The 668-nt window shown below is 73.4% G+C and carries 1 protein-coding gene; it reads right to left on the bottom strand.

Going from position 1 to position 668, the window contains the following annotated elements:
• Nucleotides 1-33: 33 nt before the first annotated feature.
• Nucleotides 34-668: hypothetical protein (locus Y706_RS26605; protein WP_043436566.1), on the bottom strand; the 635-nt coding region annotated here is incomplete at its 5' end.

Here is a 668-nt window from a genome sequence, read left to right as displayed (position 1 = left end):
GCCAGCCACGGTGGCGATGCCGGCCGCGGCGGTTCAGTTCGACTGGCCGGTGGCTGTCGCCGCGACCAGCATGACGGAGGCCGCCGTGTAGCCGGAACCGTCCTTGGCCGCCACGATCCGCACCGTCCCGCCCGCGACGATGTCCGCGACGCTCAGCTGCGTGCCCGTGCCGCCGGCCTGCTGGCGCCGCTGTTGCAGATTACTCACCACCACGTCGCTGCCCAGCGCATAGCTGCGCGTGAAACCGTCGCTGCTCTTGACGGTCACGGAGGACGAGCTGACCTCGCTCACTGTGCCCAGCTGCTCGGCCATCGTGGTGTATGCGCTTCCTTGCAGCACCACGTATTCGGCGTGCACTGCCGCGGAAAGCCCGCTGCCCATGCCACCGGCAGCGAAGTCGCCGGGACCGCCCTGCCCCGGCATGCCGCCGCCCGCGAAACCACCTTGCGCGGAACCGTCTTGCGCTGAACCTGGCACGCCCGGGGCGACACCCTGGCCGCCGGGTCCGCCGGCTGCCGCCCCGCCGGCCGCACCGGTGGCTGCCGTTGCGCTTGAGGTGAGGGCATAGACGCCGGCCCCGGCGCCGACGGCCAGGACTGCGGCGGCCCCGGCGACGGCGAGCCCCCGCTTGAGGGTCCAGGGCTTCGCCGCCGAGGCCGTCTTGGCGG

Origin of the sequence: Arthrobacter sp. I3, from assembly GCF_000520575.1 — a bacterium.
Taxonomy (GTDB): Bacteria; Actinomycetota; Actinomycetes; order Actinomycetales; family Micrococcaceae; genus Arthrobacter; species Arthrobacter humicola_A.
The sequence above is the reverse complement of the archived record's forward strand: the minus strand, read 5'-3'. Positions and strand labels throughout refer to the sequence as shown.